General features: G+C 66.1%; 13 protein-coding genes. 7 read left to right on the top strand and 6 right to left on the bottom strand.

Annotation, left to right across the window (positions count from 1 at the left end):
- Positions 1–20: 20 nt before the first annotated feature.
- The 4 genes from CAL13_RS04550 to tssA form a co-directional block, all read right to left on the bottom strand.
- Positions 21–518: a type VI secretion system tube protein Hcp gene (locus CAL13_RS04550; RefSeq protein ID WP_086071658.1), complete on the bottom strand. Its 498-nt coding sequence runs from the start codon at positions 516–518 to the stop codon at positions 21–23.
- Between the two features lie 82 nt (positions 519–600).
- The gene (gene tssC / locus CAL13_RS04545) at positions 601–2,112 is read right to left on the bottom strand and encodes a type VI secretion system contractile sheath large subunit (RefSeq protein WP_086071657.1); all 1,512 of its coding nucleotides are present in this window, start codon (positions 2,110–2,112) and stop codon (positions 601–603) included.
- A gap of 28 nt (positions 2,113–2,140) precedes the next feature.
- Entirely contained in the window at positions 2,141–2,695 is a 555-nt protein-coding gene (tssB, locus tag CAL13_RS04540) for a type VI secretion system contractile sheath small subunit (RefSeq protein WP_086071656.1), read from the bottom strand.
- Between the two features lie 67 nt (positions 2,696–2,762).
- Entirely contained in the window at positions 2,763–3,791 is a 1,029-nt protein-coding gene (gene tssA, locus CAL13_RS04535; protein ID WP_086071655.1) for a type VI secretion system protein TssA, read from the bottom strand.
- Positions 3,792–4,179: 388 nt separating this feature from the next.
- Between tssA and CAL13_RS04525 the strand changes: the two genes are divergently transcribed.
- The 3 genes from CAL13_RS04525 to CAL13_RS04510 all read left to right on the top strand — a co-directional run bounded on the left by CAL13_RS04525 (position 4,180) and on the right by CAL13_RS04510 (position 7,584).
- Positions 4,180–4,989, top strand: coding sequence for an alpha/beta fold hydrolase (locus CAL13_RS04525; RefSeq protein WP_086071653.1), 810 nt, complete (start codon positions 4,180–4,182; stop codon positions 4,987–4,989).
- A 1,129-nt stretch (positions 4,990–6,118) separates the two neighbouring features.
- Positions 6,119–7,060, top strand: a complete 942-nt coding sequence (locus tag CAL13_RS04515; protein WP_086056313.1) for an SDR family oxidoreductase — start codon at positions 6,119–6,121, stop codon at positions 7,058–7,060.
- The gene (locus CAL13_RS04510) at positions 7,057–7,584 is read left to right on the top strand and encodes an MgtC/SapB family protein (protein ID WP_086071651.1); all 528 of its coding nucleotides are present in this window, start codon (positions 7,057–7,059) and stop codon (positions 7,582–7,584) included. The genes CAL13_RS04515 and CAL13_RS04510 overlap by 4 nt, the downstream gene beginning before the upstream one ends.
- Here CAL13_RS04510 and CAL13_RS04505 read toward each other — a convergent pair.
- Entirely contained in the window at positions 7,554–9,050 is a 1,497-nt protein-coding gene (locus CAL13_RS04505) for an aminotransferase-like domain-containing protein (protein ID WP_086073516.1), read from the bottom strand. The two genes, CAL13_RS04510 and CAL13_RS04505, sit on opposite strands and share 31 nt — an antisense overlap.
- 231 nt (positions 9,051–9,281) lie before the next feature.
- Here CAL13_RS04505 and CAL13_RS04500 point away from each other — a divergent pair, with 231 nt between their 5' ends.
- From CAL13_RS04500 to CAL13_RS04485, 4 genes are read left to right on the top strand one after another with little or no spacing between them, the layout of a single operon-like run.
- Positions 9,282–12,533, top strand: coding sequence for a response regulator (locus CAL13_RS04500; RefSeq protein ID WP_086071650.1), 3,252 nt, complete (start codon positions 9,282–9,284; stop codon positions 12,531–12,533).
- Complete coding sequence (locus tag CAL13_RS04495; protein WP_198297768.1) at positions 12,518–13,360, top strand: CheR family methyltransferase; 843 nt, start codon at positions 12,518–12,520, stop codon at positions 13,358–13,360. The genes CAL13_RS04500 and CAL13_RS04495 overlap by 16 nt, the downstream gene beginning before the upstream one ends.
- On the top strand, positions 13,357–13,977 hold the full coding sequence (locus tag CAL13_RS04490; protein WP_086056309.1) for a chemotaxis protein CheB: 621 nt from the start codon (positions 13,357–13,359) through the stop codon (positions 13,975–13,977). Before CAL13_RS04495 ends, CAL13_RS04490 begins: the two co-directional genes overlap by 4 nt.
- The gene (locus CAL13_RS04485; protein WP_198297991.1) at positions 13,970–15,091 is read left to right on the top strand and encodes a hybrid sensor histidine kinase/response regulator; all 1,122 of its coding nucleotides are present in this window, start codon (positions 13,970–13,972) and stop codon (positions 15,089–15,091) included. The genes CAL13_RS04490 and CAL13_RS04485 overlap by 8 nt, the downstream gene beginning before the upstream one ends.
- Here the strand turns inward: CAL13_RS04485 and CAL13_RS04480 are convergent.
- Complete coding sequence (locus CAL13_RS04480) at positions 15,048–16,025, bottom strand: sterol desaturase family protein (protein WP_086056307.1); 978 nt, start codon at positions 16,023–16,025, stop codon at positions 15,048–15,050. The genes CAL13_RS04485 and CAL13_RS04480 overlap by 44 nt on opposite strands.
- Between the last annotated feature and the right edge of the window lie 22 nt (positions 16,026–16,047).

Here is a 16,047-nt window from a genome sequence, read left to right as displayed (position 1 = left end):
TTCCGGACGTCCCCTTCCTATCAGCCGCCGGATGAGTTCTCGAAGACGCGGGACAAGCGGTTGAACATCGCGGATCCGGCGGACGACACGATGTTGGTCTTCTCGTCGCGCTTGAAGAACTCGTGGGTGACCACGATGGGGTCGAGCTCGAGCGTCTCAAAGCCGCCGTTGGCGACGGTATGCATGGTGATATAGACGTTCTCCAGCGTGAGCACCTGGTACTTTTCCTTTTTCCCAGCTTCGCCGCTCGTCGTGTATTCCGTCAGCGTCACCTTATCGATTTCCTTGCCGGTCGCGATGCACTTCATCAGCACCGGCGTGGCGCTGCACATCAGCTTGAACACCCTGACCGGGCTGACCCGCGGCAGCCCCGGTTTCAGCGCCCCGGACACCCGGTCCACATCGCGCGGCGCGGCGGAGATGTCATAGCTGAACTCTTTGATGTTCACTTCCTTGTCCGCAAGGTCGCTCGATCCCTCGATGCCTTCCAACTTCATGCTGTAAGCGAATTCGCTCATTCAGTGACTCCTGACATGTGGTTGCAGATAAATGAAATGCCCGCATCACGCGGACGAAAAGCACAACGGTTTTCCGCTGTCATCAGCTTCCTCCCACGGAGGGAAGTTTGGAGACCAACCGCAGTGATACGGTCAGTCCTTCGAGCTGGTAATGAGGCCGCAGGTAGAAGCGCGAGGTGTAGTAGCCGGGGCTGCCCTCCACTTCTTCGACGACGACGGCCGCCTCGGCCAGCGGTTTCCTGGCCTTGTCCGCATCCGACGAGTGCGCCGGCATACCGTCGACATAGTTGGCGATCCACCGGCGCAACCACATCTCCATCTCGTCACGGCTCTTGAACGACCCGATCTTGTCGCGCACGATGCATTTCAGATAGTGCGCGAAGCGATTGCAGGCGAAGAGGTAAGGCAGGCGCGCGGCCAGCGCCGCGTTGGCGGTAGCGACCGGATCGTCGTATTCGGCCGGCTTGTGCAGCGACTGTGCGCCGATGAAGGCCGCGGTGCCGGAATTCTTCATGTGCACGAGCGGCAGGAACCCATTGCGCGACAGCTCCGCCTCGCGCCGGTCGCTGATGGCGACCTCCGTCGGGCATTTTGTTTCCAGGCCCCCCTCGTCGGTGGGAAAGACATGCACCGGCAGTTCTTCCACCGCGCCGCCCGATTCGACGCCCCGGATGCGAGAGCACCATCCGTAGGTTTTGAAGGAGCGGTTGATATTCACCGCCATCGCGTAGGCCGCGTTGGCCCAGACGTAGCGGCTGCTGTCGCCTTCGGCCGTGTCTTCCTCGAAATCGAAATCGTCCACGGGGTTGCTGCGCGCTCCGTAGGGCGCGCGCGCCAGAAAGCGCGGCAATGTCAGGCCGATATAGCGCGAGTCCTCCGATTCCCGCAGCGCGCGCCATGCCGCGTGCTCAGGCGTCTGGAACAGCTTGGTGATATCCCGCGGGTTGGCAAGCTCCGCCCAGGATTCCATCAGCATGACGGCAGGCGAGGCGCTGGCGATGAAGGGCATGTGCGCCGCGGCGCAGATCTTCGCCAGCTGCGCAAGCAGATCCACATCCGGACCGCTGTTGTCGAAGTAGTAGTCCCCGACAAGCGCGCCATACGGCTCGCCGCCGAACTGCCCGTATTCTTCCTCGTACAACTTCTTGAACAGCGGGCTTTGATCCCAGGCCGCTCCCTTGTACTTCTTCAGCGTCCGGTACAGGTCCGCCTTCGAGATGTTCATGACGCGCACCTTCAGCTGCTCGTCGGTCTCGCTGTTGGACACCAGGTAGTGCAGGCCACGCCACGCGCCTTCCAATTTCTGGAAAGCTTCGTTGTGCAGGATCAGGTTGATCTGCTCGGTCAGCTTGCGGTCGATCTCCGCGATCATGGACTGCACGGTCGCGATCACGTCGTCGGATACGACCGCCGCGTCGGCCAGCGCGTGTTCGGCCAGGGTTCGCACGGACGCTTCGACCGCGCGTTCCGCCTCTTGCGTCTTGGGTTTGAATTCCTTGCGCAGCAGCGCGGCAAAATCGTTGTCCAGCGCCGCCTCGGCGGCCGGCGCGGCCGAACCGGCTTCGGCTTCGGCTGCGGCAATGTCATCGCTCATGGGTGAGGCTCCTCGATGAGTTCAGGGGTCAGGGGGTCGTCTCGCCTTGTTCGGCGGACGGAGTGGAGGCATCGGCGGGGGCGTCCGCCGCAGGCGCCGGCGCGGCGGCCAGGGTTTTCAGCAAAGCGGGATCGGCCAGCAGCTTCGCGACGAGATCCTCCGCGCCAACCTTTCCATCCATGTAGGTCAGCAGGTTGGCCAGATGGCCACGGGCCTCCAGCAGGCGGCGCAGCGGCTCGACGCGGCGTGCAACGGCTGTCGGACTGAAGTCCTCCATGCACTCAAAGGTGAGTTCCAGGCCCAGGTTCCCCTCACCCGTCAGGGAGTTCGGTACGGTGACCGCCACACGGGGCCGGATGGCCTTCATGCGGTCATCGAAGTTATCGCTGTCGAAGTCCAGGAACGTGCGTTCGGCCACGGGAGGCAACGGCTCCGTCGGCTGTCCTGACAGATCCGCCATGACGCCCATGACGAAGGGAATCGAAACCTTCCTCTCGGCCCCATTGACCTCGACGTCGTATTCGATCTGTACACGCGGCGGACGGGTCCGTCCGAGAAACTTCTGGCTGCTTGGCCTGCTCATTGAAATGTCACTCCATTGAAAGGATTTGGCCGCAGGGAGGCGGCCGGCGGACGGACGGCGGCGGCCATCATTCGTTGTGCCGTGTCCCCGCCAGGTGGTGGATCTCCGGCAGGCTCTGCGGCGACAGGTCGGTCACGATGCTGACGAAGTCCAATCCGACGAGACGGCGCGCCCGCTGCAGCAGCAGCGGCACCGGACTGGCCGGCTCGTGCGTGGCGTAGTATTCGCAAATGCGGTCCAGCATCCGCGCCACATCGTCGCGGCTGGACAAGGAGGCAGGATCCCTGGCCGACGAGGCCGGCTTGCCCTCTTCACAGGCGTCATCTCCGCACGCCAGGACCGCTACCCGGGCCGGATGCGTCGCGATGCCGTTTTGAACGGCCCGCAGCGCCCGCTTCAATAGTCCGGACAGCGCAACGAGGCTTACCACGTGACCGTAGCCGGCTAATTGGACGAGCAGCGCCCCAATGGCATCCAACCGATCGTTGACCCGGACCAGACAGGCATGGAGCGCTTCGAGTTCGTCCAACGGCGCGCTGCTGAAGGCGGCCTCGATCTCCGCAATCCCGGCAGGTTCGCCATCGGCGACCGTGAGGTCGCCCGTCGCGATGTCCACGTCGCGAACGCCATAGCCGGGGTGGCCCGCTGGCCGGACCAGCGGATATACATACAGCGTGCGCCACAGGCCCTCCTTGTCTTCCAAGGCAAGCAGCGCGTTGATCCTTTCCGTCGGATCGTTGCCGTCTTCGGCATCCAATTGAGGATGCAAGCCGTCCCAATGCGTGCGCAGCAGTCCCTCGATGAGCTCGATACCTTCGTCCAATCCCGCGTAACCGTGCAGGGCGACCATGGCATGGCAAAGATGGATCGCAAGCCGCAGGTCGCGCGAACGCTCCAGCAGGCTCAATGCGCGGGTTTTCACGGCACGCCAGTCCGGGTCTGCTGCGGCCTGGTGCATGCTGCCGTATTCGACGTCGGGCGTGCCGCGCATCCATTGCTGCAGTTCGACGTACTCAGGCGCATATTGCAGGTCGGGCCCGCATGGCGCGTCATCCGATAATGCGGCCAACAGGCCTGGTACATCGATGAGGGGCATCGAATCGTCTCTTTCAATAAACTCGGGGGCTGGGAAGCACGGCATGCCATCGCCATGCGGCCAAAGCTGTGCCGGATGCGGCCCGTACACCGCGGCACATGCCGATGTCCCGCGGTTAGGCAAACTTTATCGGCCGGAATGGCGGCCCGAAACGAGAAAAATCTGAACGAAGCAACGCCGCGTGAAGGTGAAAATGCACGCTGCTTGAACGCCTGGCTTCCCGCCATCGGGGCGCATGCAGAAGCGCTCGCGCACACCGCATCGTCGGCCGCCGCTTCGCTCATTCACGCCGCGCCGGTTCATGAACAAGGCGGTCGACAAGCGGTGGCGCATTGGCGTCTAATGGCGCGCTGCATCCATGGCGCCCATCGCGCTATCGCATGAACCTATGTCCGCTGACTTTCCCTATCCGATCCAACGATCGGCCTTCCCGCACAACGGCCTGGCGCATGTCGTTCATGGCAAGGGCGCGCCGCTCGTCCTGATTCATGGCTCGCTTTGCGACATGCGTTATTGGAAGGCGCAGATTCCCGCGCTTTCGCGTGACTTCCAGGTCTTCTCAGTGAGCCTGCGCGGTTACTGGCCGGATGACGCAATCGCGAGCCCGCAAGGGTTTTCGGCCCAGGCGCATGCGGATGACATCGCCGCCTTCATCGACGCCCATTGCGGTGGGCGCGCCCACGTGGCGGGTCATTCGCGCGGGGGCAACGTGGCGTTTCAAGTGGCGCGCCGCCATCCCGAAAAGGTCGCGGCGCTGGTCCTGGCGGACCCGGGGCTGATGGTGAACGACGGCGAAGACCGCCGCGGCGACTTTCGCCACAAGGCGTTGCGCGCCATCCAATCCGGCGACCTCGAGGCGGGGCTGGCGCTGTTCATCGACACCGTGAGCGGCGAAGACACTTGGCGCCGCATGGTGCCCTGGTTCAAGCAGATGGTGATGGACAACGCGCACACCCTCGCCGCCCAGGTGGCGGAGCCGGCCTACCGCTTGACCGAAAACGATGCGCGGGCCGTGGCCCACCCGGTGCTGCTGATCGGCGGCGCGCTCAGTCCGGCGCCCTACCCGGCCATTCTCGATGCCCTGCACGCCTGGTTGCCGAATGCGCAGCAGCTTCGGATCGCCGGTTCATCGCACGGGATGAACCTGGGCAATCCGCGGGCGTTCAACGAAGCCGTGCGCCGGTTCCTGGGCGGGTAGGCAAAGCGCGCGGCTCCCGGCCGGTCGCGTCCGGCTCCGCGGTCAACCACCCTCGCGGATACGCCGGTCGGGCGGCAGGGGCGCCTTCGTCGGCGCCCTGGACTCCGTCTGGGCGCGCGGCGGCGGCTCCGGCGCCCCGCATCCGGAGGGCGAGGGGACATCGGCCGGTGCGCAGGCCGCGGGCGCCGATGGTTTGCGATGCGGCGGCGGCAGGGGCTTCAGCGTGGCATAGGGCGACACTTCGCGCTTGGGCGGCGCACTCGCGATGGTCGCGTAGGGGGAATTGCCGGAGGCGGCCGACCGCGGTCCTTGCGGCGCGCCGGCCGGCGGCGCGAACGCCGTCACCGCCGACGCTCCCCGCGGCGGCAAGCGCGGCGCCTTGCCTACCAGCATGCCGCCGCCCGATGCCGGGCGTGGCCGGGGCGGCAGAGGCGGCGGCGACGGCGGCGGCACATTCGGGTCCGCCGACTTCTTCAGCCGCACGCCCGAAGGCACTGCCGGTTCGCAACCGGTGGCCGCCGCCTGTGATCCCGGCCTCCCCGGAGGCGGCGGTTCGGGCAACGGTACGGCTGGCCGGCCGCGAGCATGGTCCGCGGCGGCGCCAGCGCCGGGGTCCGGCGGCCGGCGGAAACCGGAATGGCCCGGGTTGGCCGGTGCCGTTCCGTCCGGTTGGAAGGCCCGGCCCATACGGCCGGAATCCACCGGCCTGGCGGCCACGAGCCGCCGCCCGCTCGCATCCCCTTGCCCGATCCGGCCAGCAACCCGCGATGCGTCGCGAGCCGCGCGCCGCATCGAACGCATGCATACCTGGAACAGTCTTCCACCCAACCGCCCTTGGGCAGAAGCCGCCTGGATATCGGCACGATCCGTCGGCATGGAGGGGTTGAAGTTCAGAGGAGTCATATCCGTGTTCTCCAGTGGCCTGGCGGGACGGCGGCATCCAAGGGCGCGGCGCCCTCGCCCGCCAGGAAAGACGCGGCAGTTTCGCGACTCGGCATTCTTGAGTAGGACCAATCCGTCCGCCTGAACAGCGCAGGAGTTAGGACCGATTCCTGCATCTCATGCCTTGCCGGCTCGGCACGATCCTTGCACCCGGCGCCCGTATCCCAATCCCCGGCAGGAGGACGCCATGCGGATCCAACTCAAACCCATCGCCGAACAGGTCATTGTGATCACCGGCGCATCCAGCGGCATCGGGCTGGCCACCGCCATGCTGGCGGCGCACCAGGGGGCCCGCGTCGTCATGGCGGCGCGCAGTCAGGAGACACTGACCCACATCGCCGACCAGATCGTCAAGAACGGCGGCAGCGCTCTGGCCGTGACGGCCGACGTCGCCCGCCGGGAGGACGTGGACCGCATCGCGCGGATGACGCTGGATCGCTATGGTCACGTCGATACCTGGATCAACAACGCGGGGCTGTCGATTTTCGGGCGCCTGGACGAAGTGCCGGAAGAAGCCAGCCAGCGTCTGTTCCAGGTGAATTTCTGGGGCGTCGTGCACGGATCGCTGGCCGCGGTTCCCCTGCTCAAGGCCAACCAAGGCGGCGCGCTCATCAACGTGGGAAGCGAGGTTTCCGACGCATCGGTGCCGCTGCAAGGCATGTATTCGGCGAGCAAACACGCTGTGAAAGGCTTTACTGATGCGTTGCGCATCGAGCTGGAGGCGGACGAGGCGCCGATTTCGGTCACGCTTATCCAGCCGACCGCCGTGGACACGCCCTTTCCCGAGCATGCCGCGAACTATATGTCGCAGGCACCCAAGCTGCCGACGCCCATGATCGAGGCCGAAAAGGTGGCCTCGGCCATTCTGGACGCGGCCACCGATCCGAAGCGCGAAGTCAGGGTGGGCGCGATGTCCGTCATCAACACCGCCATGTTCAAGCTGCTCCCCGGACTGGCCGACCGCGCCGCCAAGAAACAGATGGGACGCCAGCAACGCAACGCGCCCGCGATATCGCGCGACGGCACTTTGTACCGGCCGGGCGAAAGCGGCGACATCAAGGGTTTCGGCAACAGCAATGCGGCGGACCCGGACGACGCGATGAAGCAGAACACCCGTCCGCCGGTATGACCCGCGGCCCGGCACAGACGATATGGGACACGCTGGCCTCCGAGTTTTCCGATATCGGAGATGTCGAGTCCTACACCCGCGTCATCGTGCGGCTCGGCGTCGCCGTTCTCCTGGGCGGCCTGCTCGGCTATGAGCGCGAACGCAGCGGCAAGGCCGCCGGCCTGCGCACCCATATGCTGGTTTCGCTTGGCGCGGCGCTGTTCGTGCTGGCGCCGCTGCAGGGGGGCATGCAGGTCAACGATCTGAGCCGCGTCATGCAGGGCGTGATCTCGGGCATCGGTTTCCTGGGCGCGGGCGCCATCATCAAGCTGAGCAGAGCCGGCGAAATCAAGGGCCTGACCACCGCCGCCAGCATCTGGCTCACGGCCGCCATCGGTATCGCGGCCGGCATGGGCAAGGAAGTGGTCGCCATCCTGAGCACCATCCTGGCCCTGGTCATCCTGGGCGTCCTCAGGCGACTCGAGCGCCGGGTCAGCAACGATCCGGCAGGCGGCTACCGCACGCCGCCCGACGACGTCGATTGAGTCCCGCGCTGGCGCTGCGGCGGGCTGTCGGCCTGCGCCGCGACGATGTCGCCCAGTTGGCGCATGGCGCCCTCGAGCCTTGTATCCCAGGGATGCCCATAGTTCAGCCTGAGGCAATCGCCGTAGCCGCCGCGCGGGGAAAAGATCGGCCCGGGCGCCACGCTGATGTGGCGTTCCAGCGCGGCGCGGTACACGGCCAGCGCGTCGCCGCCCGGCGGCAGCTGCACCCATAGGAAATAACCGCCCTGCGGCCGGGACACGCGGGTGCCTTCAGGAAAATAACGCGCCAGCGCGCCCAGCATCGCTTCCTGCTGCCGCGCCAGGGTGACGCGCAGCTGGCGCAGATGGCGGTCGTAGCCGCCATGGTCGAGGTACTCGGCCAGCGCCAACTGGTTGGGACTGGGAGACGCCAGCGTCGTCATCAGCTTCTGGCGCTGCACTTCGCGCGCGTACCTGCCCGGCGCGATCCAGCCGACCCGGTATCCCGGCGCCAGGCATTTCGAGAACGACCCGCAATGCAGCACTCTGCCGTCCCGGTCGCAGGCCTTGACCGGCAAGGGACGCGCGCGCCCGAAATAAAGCTCCCCGTAGACATCGTCTTCGATCAACGGAATGTCGTGCCGCGCCAGCAAAGCCGCCAGCTCGCGCTTCGCGGCGTCTGGCATCAGGCTGCCCGTGGGGTTCTGGAAGTTGGACATGATCCAGCAGGCGCGCGGCCGGTAGCGTTCGATGGCCTGCGCCAGGGCTTGCAAGTCGATGCCGGTGCGCGGGCTGGTGGGCACCTCCACCGCGTGCAGCTTCATCCGCTCCAATGACTGCAGCGTGGCATAGAAAGCGGGCGATTCGATCAGGACGGTGTCGCCCGGCCGCGTCACCGCGGTCAGCGCGAGCTGCAGCGCTTCCAGCGCGCCGTTCGTAATGACCAGATCGTCGGCCTGCACGTCCATCCCGTCGATCAGGTAGCGCACGGCGATCTGGCGCCGCAGGTCCGGGTTGCCGGTGAACATATCCGACACGCTGCTCCAGGGGTCCATGCGGCGCAGACCCGTCTTCAGCGCGCCGGCCAGCTTGACCAAGGGGAACAGCGTCGGCGCGGGAAACGCCGATCCGAAAGGAATGGTGCGAGGGTCCCGCATGGCGCCCAGGACATCGAAAACGAGACCGGCGATGTCCACCGGGCCGGGGATGCCATCGGGCCGCGTGGTGTCCGGTTCCGGCGGGGTCCGCCGGCGCAGGGTCACGTAGTACCCGGAGCGATCGCGCGCCTGGATATACCCCTTGGCCTCCAACAGGTAGTAGGCCTGGAAGATCGTGGATGCGCTGACACGTCGGGCCGCGCTGGCCTGCCTGACCGAGGGCAGGCGGTCGCCTGGCCGCAGGGTGCCCGCCTCGATCGAGCGGACGATGTCGGCGGCCACCGCTTCATAGCGCGTCTGGCGAGGCGCCTGGGCCGGTTCCCATGTCATGTTCTTCACCTCCGATCGGACGGATGGACTGTACGGCAGCGCAGCCGCCGAAAACAGTTCCACTTCGGCGCGAATGCGACCATATCAGTTGCATCGCTGAAGAGCTGCCGCGACGGCGCAATCGCGCTCCGGCACGGGACTTGCTCCCGGGCGGCCCGCCCGATACAGCAAGTAACGTGCGGTACTATTTCCGCTGCGCGCATCCTGCGCGGCCATTTCCCAATGCGACTCATGCGACCGACTCCGAAAGACGACCTGCCGGTTTATCTCGGCGTTGCCGCGCTCAGCGTGGCCATTTTCGCGATCGACGTCGTCACCCCGATCGGGGTGGCGGTGTGGGTCTTCTACATGCTGCCGGTGGTGCTCAGCGTTTTCCAGCGACAGAAGCACCTGCCGGTGATGGTGGCCTTCATGGGGCTGATCTTCATCGTTGCCGGCACCTTCCTGCCCCTGGGCGGCGACGTCCCGATGCAGAACATGATGAACCGCACGTTCGGGGTGGTCACCCTGTTCGCGACGGCGCTGCTGGGAATGCAGGTCATCACCGCGCGGCTGGACGCACAGCGGCTTATCTGGCTTCAGCAGGGGGAAGGCACGCTCGCGCAGGCCCTGCTGGGCGAACAGAGCGTGCACGATATCGGCCGCAACGCGCTGCGGGCGCTGGCCGAGGTGATGGACGTGCAGGTGGGCGCCCTGTATCGGCTGGAACGGGGCGCGCTGACATGGATTGCGGGCTACGGCCAAGACCAGCCGGGCGCCGCCGAGGCGGCTGAGGCATCGCAGGCGCGCGGGCTCAGCCTGGAGGTGGCGGCCGAAGGCAACCCCAAGGTGCTGCGCGACCTGCCGGCGGACTACGTCCGCGTGAACAGCGGGATCGGCGAAGCGCCGCCTCGCACCCTCGTCATCGCGCCGGTCATGGCGGATGGTCGCGTGCAGGGGGTTCTCGAGCTCGGGTTCCTGCATAACCGCGAGGACTTTTCGCTTGAACTGGACCTGTTGCGCGCCGCCGGCGAAGTCGTCGGCGTCGCCCTGCGCTCGGCGCTCTACCGCGAACATCTGAAGGAGCTGCTCGAGGAAACGCAGCGGCAAAGCGAGGAGCTGCAGACCCAGCAGGAAGAATTGCGGGTCTCCAACGAGGAACTGGAGGAACAGGGTCGCGCGCTGCGCGAATCGCAGGCGCGGCTGGAGCAGCAGCAATCCGACCTGATCCAGAGCAACGCGCAACTGGAAGAGCACACGCAGCGGCTGGAGCGCCAGAAGCAGGAATTGCTCAAGGCGCGCGAGACGCTGGAAATCAATGCGCGCGAGCTTTCGCGGGCCAGCCGGTACAAGTCGGAATTCCTGGCCAACATGTCGCACGAGCTGCGCACCCCGCTGAACAGCTCGCTGATCCTGTCGCAAATGCTGGCGGACCCGAAGAAATCGGCGTCGCTGCCGCCGGAGGAAATCCAGCGCTACGCCCGCACCATTCATTCCGCCAATGCGGACTTGCTGTCGCTCATCAACGACATCCTGGACCTGTCGAAGATCGAGGCAGGCCACGTGGACCTGGAGCCGGAAACCGTATCGGCTGCCGGCGTGCTCGAGCCGATCCGCCAGATGTTCGAACCCATTGCGGCCGGCAAGCAGCTGGGGTTCCGCATCGACATCGACGAGAACGCGCCCCAGACTTTCGTGACCGATCCGGCCAAGCTGCAGCAGGTGCTGAAGAATCTGCTGGCCAATGCCTTCAAGTTCACGGAGAGCGGCGAAGTGGTGCTGTCGGTGCGGGGGGCCGGTCCGGGCCGCCTGGCGTTCGCCGTGCGCGACACCGGCATCGGCATCCCGCCCCACCAGCAGGAGGTCATCTTCGAGGCCTTCCGCCAAGCCGATGGCACCACCAGCCGCAAATACGGCGGCACCGGGCTGGGCCTGTCGATTTCGCGTGAGCTCGCGCGGCTGCTCGGCGGCGAACTGCGCGTGGAAAGCGCCGTGGGCGAAGGCAGCACCTTCACCGCGGAGATCGCCACCAACCTGGAAGCCGTCGTGCAGCGAGGCGCCTCGGCGCCGGCAGGCGGCGAAGCCGGCCCTTCTGGCGCTCTGGCCGCTCCGGCCGCCGCTTTCCCGATGAATTCCGCCGCGGCGGCTGCAGGCAACGACGGCCGCGCCGCGGCCGAAATTCGGCCCCCGGCCCAGTCCCCGCAGCCAGCGGCGGCGGCGACGCCATCCGCGCCGGAGCCCAGGCCCCAGCGCGATACGGCACTGGCGTTGGCGCAGCCCCGGCCGGGCAGCTTCCGGCCGGCCCGCGGCGACCTGGAACAGCGCAATTTCGACCGGCTGGTCCTGGTCATCGAGGACGACGAGCGCTTCGCGGACATTCTTTACGACCTGGCGCACGAGCTGCGCTTCGATTGCGTGCTGGTATCCAACGGCGGGGAAGCCGTGCGGCTGGCGCGGGAGCTGCGGCCCAGCGGCATCCTGCTGGACGTGGGCCTGCCCGATCAGTCGGGGCTCAGCGTGCTGGACCAGCTCAAGCACGATCCCGCGACGCGTCACATTCCCATCCACGTCGTCTCGGTGGCGGACCACGTGCAGACCGCGCTGGAACTGGGCGCGGTCGGCTATGCGCTGAAGCCGGTGGCGCGCGAAGAACTGGTGGAGGCCTTCGGCCGGGTCGAGGAAAAGCTGCAGCGGCGAGCGCGCCGTATCCTGGTGGTCGAGGACGATCCGGACCTGCGCGAAAGCATCTCGCTGCTGCTGGCGGGCGACGACATCGAAATCACTACCGCCGGCACCGTGGCGGATGCCCTGCGGCACCTGTCGGACCGCACCTTCGATTGCATGGTGATGGACCTGATGCTGCCGGACGCCTCCGGGTACGACCTGCTCGAGCAAATGGGCAGCGGCCGCAAATACGCATTCCCGCCGGTCATCGTCTATACCGGCCGCGCGCTCACTCGGGACGAAGAACAGCGCCTGCGCCGCTATTCGCGGTCCATCATCATCAAGGGCGCCAAGTCGCCGGAGCGGCTGGTCGATGAAGTGACCCTGTTCCTGCACCGTGTGGAAGCCTCGCTGCCGCCCGACCAGCAAAAGCTCCTGATGCAGGCCCGCCAGCGTGACATGGTGTTCGAAGGCCGCCGCATCCTGCTCGTGGAAGACGACGTGCGGAACATTTTCGCCCTGTCCAGCGTGCTGGAGCCGCTGGGGGCGGAGCTGCTGGTGGCGCGCAACGGACGCGAGGCGCTGGACGCGCTGGCGAAGGACGCGCACGTGGACATCGTGCTGATGGACCTGATGATGCCGGAAATGGACGGCCTGACGGCGACGCGGGAGATCCGCAAGAAGCCGGCGTTGCGCGACCTGCCCATCATCGCGCTGACCGCCAAGGCGATGACCGACGACCGCAAGAACTGCCTGGAGGCGGGCGCCAACGACTACATCGCCAAACCCATCGACGTCGATAAACTGGTGTCGCTATGCCGCGTATGGATGCCCAAGTGAATGCCGGCGCCGACGAAACGCTGTTCGACATCGAGCTGAAATTGCTGCTGGAGGGCGTGTACCTGCGCTACCAGCACGATTTCCGCGGCTATGCCGTGGCCTCGATGCGCCGGCGCGTGCGGCAGGCAATGGACCACTTCAACTGCAGCACCGTCACGCAGCTGCAGAACATGGTGCTGCACGAGCCAGCCGTATTCGCGCAGATGCTGCAGTACTTCACCGTGCAGGTCAGCGAAATGTTCCGCGACCCGGATTATTTCCGTGCCGTGCGCGAACATGTCGTGCCGGTGCTCAAGACGTATCCTTCGGTGAAAATCTGGGTGGCCGGATGCAGCAGCGGCGAGGAAGTCTGGTCGCTGGCGATTCTGCTGCACGAGGAAGATCTGCTGTCGCGCGCCTTGATCTATGCCACCGACATCAATACCGAGGCGCTGCGCGCGGCCGAGAGCGGGATCTACCCGGTCGACCGTATCGCGCAGTTCAGCCGCAATTACCGCGAAAGCGGCGGCACGGCGTCGCTGTCGGATTACTACACGTCCAACCTGCACGATGCCCGCTTCGACCGGCGGCTGCGTGAACACATCGTGTTTGCCGACCATAGTCTGGCCACCGATAGCGTGTTCTCCGAAGTGCACTTCATTTCCTGCCGCAACGTCCTGATCTATTTCAACCGCGAGCTGCAGGACCGTGCCGCCCGCCTGTTTCACGAATCGCTGGTGCGGCGCGGCTTTCTCGGGCTCGGCGCGAAGGAAAGCCTGCGCTTCACCGCGCAGGCCAGCCGGTTTGCGGAAATCGCGCCGCGCCAACGGATCTATCAACGCCTATGACCCGATCGCCCTACGCGCAGGCCATGACCGAGCTGGTCGCCATCGGCGCCTCCGCCGGCGGTGTGGATGCGATCGGCCGGCTGCTGCAGGCATTGCCCAAGGATTTTCCGGCCGCCATTGCCATCGTGCTGCATCTGCCGCCCGACCGCGTCAGCCTGCTGCCCGACCTGTTCGCCGCGCGCTGCGTCTTGCCCGTCAAGGAAGTCGAGGACAAGGAATTCATCGTACCGGGCGTCGTGTACATCGCCGCGCCGAACTATCACATGCTGGTCGAGCCCGACCGCTCCTTCGCGCTGTCGCAGGACGAGGCGGTCAATTTTTCCCGGCCGTCGATCGACCTGTTGCTGGAATCGGCCGCGGCAGCGTACCGCGACCGGCTGCTTGGCATCGTGCTGACCGGCGGCAGCCCCGATGGCGCCGCCGGGCTGAAGCGTGTGCGCGAACTCGGCGGACGCGCCTGGGTGCAGGACCCCGACAGCGCCGATGCCCCTGCGATGCCCGCCAGCGCCATTGCAATGGCGGGTGCCGACCGCATCATGTCCATGGGGACGCTGGCGTGCGCGCTGGCGGATTTGGGCAAACACGCAAGAAAGAACGGGAACCCTGACCGTGAGTGAGAACATCAACATACTGGTCGTCGACGACATCGCTCAGAACCTCGTCGCCATCGAAGCCCTGCTGGCCCGGCCCGGCATCAGCGTCCTGAAGGCGCATTCCGGTGTGGAAGCCTTGGAGCTGTTGCTGGTCAACGAGGTGGCGCTGGCGCTGGTCGACGTGCAGATGCCGCAGATGAACGGTTTCGAGCTGGCGGAGCTGATACGCGGCAGCGAGCGCACGCGCAGCGTGCCGCTGATTTTCCTGACGGCCGGCACCCAGGAACGCGAGGCGCATTTCCGCGGCTATGAGGCCGGCGCGGTGGACTTTCTTTACAAGCCCATCGACAGCGACGTGCTGGTGAGCAAGGTCAATATCTTCGTCGAGCTCTATACCCAGAAGAAGCTGCTTGCCCGCCAACTGGAAGAACTGCGCCAGGCGCTGACGCTGAACGAAATGTTCACCGCCGTGCTCGGGCACGACCTGCGCAACCCTTTGTCCGCGGTGCTGCACGGATCCGAGCTGCTGCTGCGCGGCTCGGACAACCCGGAAGCGGTCAAGAAGAACGCGCACCGCATCCGCTTCAGCGCGGGGCGGATGGCGCGGATGGTGGAACAGCTGCTGGACGTCGCGCGCATTCGCTCCAACGGCCTTGTGCTGCAGCGGGTGCGCACCGATTATGCCGACGTCTGCCGCGCCATCATCGAAGAGATCGCCGACGCGGCGCAGCGGGAACGCGTGCGGTTCAGCATGGACGGCGACACGCTGGGCGCCATCGATGTCGACCGGTTTTCCCAGGTGATTTCGAACCTGCTGGGCAATGCGTTGCAACACGGCGAGGCGGACAGCGAGGTGTCGCTGTCCATCGACGGCCAGCACCCCGATCGCATCGTGGTGCGGGTCTGGAACCGCGGCGCCATCCCGCCCGAACATCTGCCGAACCTGTTCAACCCCTTCCAGGCGAGCCTCGAAAGCCGGGCGTCCAAGAACGGGCTCGGCCTTGGGCTCTACATCGTCAAGAAGTTCGTGGACGCGCACGGCGGCGAGGTCATCGTGCACTCCACGCCGGCCGATGGCACGCGCTTCGACATCGTCATGCCGCGCGCCGCCGGCGGCGAATCCGGCACAGCCGCTTGATACCCAGCCACTGCTGCGCAAGAAAGGTATCGCCGTAGTCGCGCCCGCCCGCCTCGGGCAATTGATCGGCGATTCCGGTGGGCCCGAAGCGGCCGTCGAAGCGGGCGGTACGGAACAGAATGTCCCAGACCGGGAAGATGACGGCGTAATTGCTGCCCACGACCTTGCCGGTCGGCGTCGCCTCGTAGGCGATGGCATGGTGCTCGCGGTGGAAGCGGGGGCTGACGATCAGGCGTTCGCCCAGCCGTCCGAACCCGATGCGCAGGTTGGCATGCGAAACGCTTTCGACCAGTTGCAGGATGGCGACGACTGCCACGAACTGCGCCGGCGGCACCCCGATCAGCTGCGACACGATGACGATGACCACGTCGTGCAGCACGTCGTCCAGCAGATGATTGCGGTTGTCGCTCCACATCGTCATCTGGCGCTGGCTGTGGTGCACCGCGTGCAAGGCCCACATCCACTCGAAGTTGTGCTGGGCCCGGTGGTAGAAGTATTCGACCAGGTCGAAGATGACCAGGTATATCGCCAGGCTGACCAGCGGGTGGTCCGTGACGCCGGGCCACAGGTTGTCCAACTGCAACGTGGACAGGCCCCACACGTGCAGCTCGCCGAAGATGCTGTCCCAGAAGGGGTCGATGGCGAAGAACAGCGCCACCCGGAACAGTCCCAGGCGATGAATGATGGTGTAGAGGATGTCTACCCGCACCGCCCGGCGGTCCGTGATCGCCTCGACTGGCCGCCAGCGCTGCAGCGGGCCGATCACGCACACCAGCACTGCGATCTGCAGTATGCCGGCGATCAGCCACAGCGTGGCGTCGTAGGCGTCTTCCGCCACGCTGGCCAGCCCGAGCTGGTACAGCACAGGCTGGATGACGGACTCGAACAAGGCGTCCTGGCAGATACCGATGAAATGATTGAATGTGTCCAACATCGCGATAGCAGAACCGATCAAA

The sequence above is a fragment of the Bordetella genomosp. 9 genome, from assembly GCF_002119725.1.
Lineage (GTDB): Bacteria > Pseudomonadota > Gammaproteobacteria > Burkholderiales > Burkholderiaceae_B > Bordetella_C.
Note: the sequence above shows the minus strand (reverse complement) of the source record. Positions and strands in the feature narration are given on the sequence as shown.

What these genes read in the sequence shown, in the direction of transcription:
- CAL13_RS04550 (WP_086071658.1), bottom strand. Translation starts at nt 518, where the DNA reads ATGAGCGAATTCGCTTACAGCATGAAGTTGGAAGGCATCGAGGGATCG.
- tssC (WP_086071657.1), bottom strand. Translation starts at nt 2,112, where the DNA reads ATGAGCGATGACATTGCCGCAGCCGAAGCCGAAGCCGGTTCGGCCGCG.
- tssB (WP_086071656.1), bottom strand. Translation starts at nt 2,695, where the DNA reads ATGAGCAGGCCAAGCAGCCAGAAGTTTCTCGGACGGACCCGTCCGCCG.
- tssA (WP_086071655.1), bottom strand. Translation starts at nt 3,791, where the DNA reads ATGCCCCTCATCGATGTACCAGGCCTGTTGGCCGCATTATCGGATGAC.
- CAL13_RS04525 (WP_086071653.1), top strand. Translation starts at nt 4,180, where the DNA reads ATGTCCGCTGACTTTCCCTATCCGATCCAACGATCGGCCTTCCCGCAC.
- CAL13_RS04515 (WP_086056313.1), top strand. Translation starts at nt 6,119, where the DNA reads ATGCGGATCCAACTCAAACCCATCGCCGAACAGGTCATTGTGATCACC.
- CAL13_RS04510 (WP_086071651.1), top strand. Translation starts at nt 7,057, where the DNA reads ATGACCCGCGGCCCGGCACAGACGATATGGGACACGCTGGCCTCCGAG.
- CAL13_RS04505 (WP_086073516.1), bottom strand. Translation starts at nt 9,050, where the DNA reads ATGACATGGGAACCGGCCCAGGCGCCTCGCCAGACGCGCTATGAAGCG.
- CAL13_RS04500 (WP_086071650.1), top strand. Translation starts at nt 9,282, where the DNA reads ATGCGACCGACTCCGAAAGACGACCTGCCGGTTTATCTCGGCGTTGCC.
- CAL13_RS04495 (WP_198297768.1), top strand. Translation starts at nt 12,518, where the DNA reads ATGGATGCCCAAGTGAATGCCGGCGCCGACGAAACGCTGTTCGACATC.
- CAL13_RS04490 (WP_086056309.1), top strand. Translation starts at nt 13,357, where the DNA reads ATGACCCGATCGCCCTACGCGCAGGCCATGACCGAGCTGGTCGCCATC.
- CAL13_RS04480 (WP_086056307.1), bottom strand. Translation starts at nt 16,025, where the DNA reads ATGTTGGACACATTCAATCATTTCATCGGTATCTGCCAGGACGCCTTG.